Source organism: Deltaproteobacteria bacterium (assembly GCA_018668695.1).
Lineage (GTDB): Bacteria > Myxococcota > XYA12-FULL-58-9 > XYA12-FULL-58-9 > JABJBS01 > JABJBS01.
The window spans coordinates 1-4,544 of sequence record JABJBS010000256.1 but is presented as its reverse complement, the minus strand read 5'-3'; the positions used below and the strand labels follow the sequence as shown (position 1 = coordinate 4,544).

Below are 4,544 nucleotides of genomic sequence, written 5' to 3'. Positions count from 1 at the left end.
TGGATCGCCCGTCATGTCCCAGCTGCTCTTAAACTCAACCACTTCAGCACAGTCTTCGTCTAAACACCCATATCGGCCGTAAACCGGGAAGCCGTCGGCTGCGTATCCCACAATAGGACTGGGGAGAGTTGTGTCGCGCTCGGAAAGGAACCATGGATCTTCATTTAGGCTCTCAGGCGTAAGGCAGATATCGAGCAAGGCGTGATAGTGATACTCATTGGCCGTATGCCCTAAGCAACCATCCATGAGTGTACCTGAACCATCGGCTGCCGCTGCGGAGTTGTCGTTATTATAGACAGGGTCACCAAACTGTTCGGCCTGAGGGATTCCGCCTTCATTAGGACCAAAAAAAGGCGCTCCATTGACAGCGACTCCTACAAATCCCAAAAGAGGAATATCCGTGGACGCATCCGCAACCTGAGGATTTAGCGGGATCTGATAAGCATGATTTGCGGCCGTTAAAGCATTGGGTGTGGTCTGCACAAAAGTGTAATGAGGAATCCCGTTGCCTTCAACCAGTAGGTAATCATCCATACAGGTAACACTCAGAGTTGGGTCTGGATAATTACCGCCTGCTCCTTGAGACATTTCTATATCGAGAAAATGCGCGGCTTGAGGGCAGTCGCCGCTAAGCATTCCCTCGCCTGTACCCGCTGGGCTTGTTGAGGATGAGCCGTTTTCTCCTGAGCCTGTTCCACCCGTTTGGTCTGAACTATTCTCATCTTGCGTTTCAGCATCTTCTAAGTTCGATTCGCTGCAACCTATAATCAGGCAACACGCGACGGCGAAAACTCCAGCACCAGACTTCATCATGAACAACTCCTCTTGAGACAACAATCACCACTGAATGGCGCACACGAAGAAAATGTTAAATCGATGGGCGAGAAAATGAAAAACTCTGGCCGGCCCTTCACTTACATTGTTCTCGGCAGGCATTAATAACTGATGGCGAAAACGAGGTAACGAGGGCGGATACTAAAAAGTAGGCAAAAAAAATGCTCGGGATAACCGAGCAATTCATTGAATCTAAAAGTGGTCGGGGCGACACGATTCGAACATGCGACCCCCTGCTCCCAAAGCAGGTGCTCTACCAGGCTGAGCTACGCCCCGACGTGAGGGCCTGTTTATTACGGACAACCTACGGTTTGCAAGATTAAAAAGATCAAAAAACCATAAGAATCAACGTGTCTGCCGGGTCGCCACCGGCTACCTGATCGTGCTAAGACTTCCCGCCATGAGTGTAAATCAGAACGAAGAAGTGGCGGAAGCCATTGTCACGCGGGTTATGCAGAAACTCGGACCGTTAAACCCTGAGACCACGCGGGTGGTGGCACAAGAAGTGGCTGCTGTCCTCGGACAAGCTCCCGTCGCCCCTGTAGCGCCTCAACCAGTCCAGCAGGCCGAACGGGTGGTTGTAACTGCCAATGGCCGCAACCGGGCCGGAATAGTTGTGCGTTTAACCACTGCAATTGACGAATTTGCTGGTGATATCAGGGACATCAGTCAAACCATCGTCGGCGAATACTTCACCATGATCATCGTGGTCGACATCTCCCAGGCCACAAGCCAGGGGTCGCGATTCAACACCTTTAAGCAGCGGCTTCAGCAAATCGGCGAAGAGTTGGGCATCCATGTGGTGGCTCTTCACGACGATATCCTCGCTGCGATGCACAGTGTGTAACCATGAGCCGCGCAGACTTTCATAGCGGAACCCGAGGCGATCTTTTCGAGACGCTGCGTATGGTCGAAGTAGAAAACTTCGATATTCGCACCACAACTTTGGGTATTTCACTCTTTGATATCGCCGGAAGTGATGCGGGCCTCCCCGAGCGCGTCTACAACCGAATCCTCGAATACGGCGGCAAGCTGGTCGAAACTGCGCAAAGCGTGGAAGCCGATCTGGGCATGCCCATCATTAATAAACGCGTATCCGTTACACCCGTCGCACTGGTTGCTGGTGGCGGCGGCCCCAAACTGATGGTGGAAACTGCCAAAGCCCTTGATGCTGCAGCCAAAGACATCGGCATCGATTACATCGCCGGTTATTCAGCCTTGGTTCATAAAGGCATCTCTAAGGGCGACGCCGCCTATATCGAGAGCCTCCCAGATGCCATTGTTGCCACCGAGCGGCTTTGCTGTTCCATCAATGTGGCCAGTACACGAGCCGGCATCAATATGGACGCCATTGGTTTAATGGGTCACACCATTCTCGAGATGGCTAACCGTACGGCCGATGCTGACGGCGTGGGCTGCGCGCGATTTGTCGTGTTTAGCAACGCAGTAGAAGACAACCCGTTTATCGCCGGTGCCATGCACGGTGTCGGTGAACCTCAAGCCGTGCTCAACGTCGGTATCAGTGGGCCAGGCGTTGTGCATTCGGCGCTCAAGCGGCTCATGCAAAACCCGCCGCCCAATATGGACCTGGGTAATATTGCAGACGTTATCAAACGCATGGCCTTTAAGTGCACCCGAGCGGGCGAGCTCGTCGGACGTGTCGTCGCTCAGCGCCTAGGTGTTGATTATGGTGTCGTTGATTTGTCTCTCGCCCCAACTCCTGCCGAAGGCGATTCCGTTGCAGATATTCTGCAAACTATGGGCCTTGAACGCGTCGGCGGACACGGTACCACAGCGGCTTTGATGCTTCTTACAGACGCCGTTAAAAAAGGCGGAGCCATGGCTTCAAGCTATGTTGGCGGACTTTCTGGAGCATTTATTCCAGTGAGCGAAGACCAAGGTATGATTGATGCGGTACGCATGGGTGCATTGTCCTTAGATAAACTTGAGGCGATGACCAGTATCTGTTCCGTTGGCCTGGATATGGTCGCAATCCCGGGCGATACGCCTCCGGATGTGATCAGTGCAATTCTAGCCGATCAAATGGCCATTGGGGTGATGAACAACAAAACCACCGCAGCACGGCTCTTACCAGTGCCCGGACGCGGCCCTGGTGACATCGTTTCCTACGGCGGCCTGCTGGGCGACGGTATTGTCATCGATGTGAATAAACATTCACCAAGTGAGTTCATTCGTTTGGGTGGCAGAATCCCAGCGCCGATTCATTCAATGCGCAACTAGCCCTTTAAACGGGCACACGTCTCATAGTGAGAAATTGTCTTTTCAGCTTCCATCTCCATGGTGCGCTCCTCTAGCATTTTCTGGCGCGCGCGTGCTCCAGTACCCTCTTGGCGGCCCAAAAACGCTTCAAGCCCAGTTGCGATATCCTGCGGCAAACGACTTGCCACTGGAAACCCAACCGCCGCATCAACAACATCTGCTATGGCGCCATCTTGAACACCAACAACCGGCAGTCCACAACTCATGGCCTCAAGTACCGCTCTCACCGAGGCATCGTTACCCGCTTGAGCACTAAACGCTGCATCCATCGCCGCATAACCATTAAGTAAGTCATCGCCTTCTAAATAACCGCTGAAGTGAATGCGTTCGGCCATCGAGCTTGCTGCAGCTTTTGCCTTAACATTTTCATGCTCTTGCCCACTGCCGACAAAGAGCAAATGCAGCGTTGGGTTATTTAAACTTTGCGCAGCATCAATCAGCTCTTCTTGCCCCCGGTGCATCATCAGTGCGGTGTGACCCACAACCTGAGCATTCCCGGGAATGGCAAAAGCTTTTCGAGCCTCTTTACGCTTCGCCAAATTTGCCGGCACAAAATACCCCGTATCAATCGGGCCCGGAATCATCGCAACCCGCTCGCCCAGATCACCCAGCTGGTTTTCTAAACCTTGGCGGTGGGCCTCAGAGCGCACAATCCAGCCATCGGCGCGGCGGTTGAGATTCTTTTGACCCAGGCGATTTTTCAAGGAGCGCTGCGCGTGAATCGTACGAATACGCACGCCAGGAAACCCGGCGCCACTGGCAAACGAGGCAAGCGTATGGTCATGGGACATATGAACATGCAGCACATCCACTTCTTGTTTCAAAAGCTTCTTTAAGGTGCGCACATCACGCAAGACTTCGATCGGAGAAGATTTTGTAGAAAGGGTAAGCTTGCCCGGCGGTGCTATAGCAGCTGCCGCTACTTGAGGATCACCTGATTCTTCAAATGAGTTGAAACTGCCGCGTTTCGTATCGTGCGCCAGCCAGACATCGTGCCCAAGTTCACGTTGCGCGCAGGCAAGCCTCAAGGTCGATGGGAGAGGACCGCTGTAGAGAGAATAACTAACAAGATGAAAAATGCGCATCAGCTCAGGATGTCCGTCAGACCCCCGTGATTTACAAACTTCCAGAAATCGCTGCGCTCATCGTCCTCTAAGAGAACAAGTTCAACGCCCGCCCCCCGCTGTCCTTCTTTAACGCCCATCCAACGAATTGCGCCCATCATTGGAAAACTCTCACCGGTCCTTGGATGAACCGCGTCGATTTGAATCTGGGTACCAATGGTAAAGTCTCGGTCGGTAATCATGAAAAGTCCGCCCGCCGAGATATCGTGGGTGTAAACAGCGGTGAGTTGATCCACATCCTTGAACCGAATCTTCAAAGTGGCGTCTGTCCGCGTATTGTACCGAGCCTCAACACCCACTTCATTG

5 protein-coding genes and 1 tRNA gene are annotated in these 4,544 nt (G+C 52.9%); 2 read left to right on the top strand and 4 right to left on the bottom strand.

What is annotated here, in order from left to right; genetic code table 11:
* Together HOK28_13580 and HOK28_13575 are read right to left on the bottom strand one after the other, a co-directional pair.
* Positions 1 to 813 (bottom strand): YHYH protein (locus HOK28_13580; GenBank protein MBT6434123.1); only part of this gene is annotated, 813 nt, incomplete at its 3' end.
* A 220-nt stretch (positions 814 to 1,033) separates the two neighbouring features.
* Positions 1,034 to 1,110 (bottom strand) — tRNA-Pro (locus HOK28_13575).
* A gap of 124 nt (positions 1,111 to 1,234) precedes the next feature.
* On the opposite strand from HOK28_13575, the gene HOK28_13570 reads away from it, so the two are divergent.
* Together HOK28_13570 and HOK28_13565 are read left to right on the top strand one after the other, a co-directional pair.
* On the top strand, positions 1,235 to 1,681 hold the full coding sequence (locus HOK28_13570; protein ID MBT6434122.1) for a hypothetical protein: 447 nt from the start codon (positions 1,235 to 1,237) through the stop codon (positions 1,679 to 1,681).
* A gap of 2 nt (positions 1,682 to 1,683) precedes the next feature.
* The gene (locus HOK28_13565; protein MBT6434121.1) at positions 1,684 to 3,075 is read left to right on the top strand and encodes a PFL family protein; all 1,392 of its coding nucleotides are present in this window, start codon (positions 1,684 to 1,686) and stop codon (positions 3,073 to 3,075) included.
* Here the strand turns inward: HOK28_13565 and HOK28_13560 are convergent.
* Complete coding sequence (locus HOK28_13560; protein MBT6434120.1) at positions 3,072 to 4,199, bottom strand: glycosyltransferase family 4 protein; 1,128 nt, start codon at positions 4,197 to 4,199, stop codon at positions 3,072 to 3,074. The two genes, HOK28_13565 and HOK28_13560, sit on opposite strands and share 4 nt — an antisense overlap.
* Positions 4,199 to 4,544: PilZ domain-containing protein (locus HOK28_13555; protein MBT6434119.1), on the bottom strand; the 346-nt coding region annotated here is incomplete at its 5' end. The genes HOK28_13560 and HOK28_13555, both read right to left, overlap by 1 nt.

What these genes read in the sequence shown, in the direction of transcription:
- HOK28_13570 (MBT6434122.1), top strand. Translation starts at nt 1,235, where the DNA reads ATGAGTGTAAATCAGAACGAAGAAGTGGCGGAAGCCATTGTCACGCGG.
- HOK28_13565 (MBT6434121.1), top strand. Translation starts at nt 1,684, where the DNA reads ATGAGCCGCGCAGACTTTCATAGCGGAACCCGAGGCGATCTTTTCGAG.
- HOK28_13560 (MBT6434120.1), bottom strand. Translation starts at nt 4,199, where the DNA reads ATGCGCATTTTTCATCTTGTTAGTTATTCTCTCTACAGCGGTCCTCTC.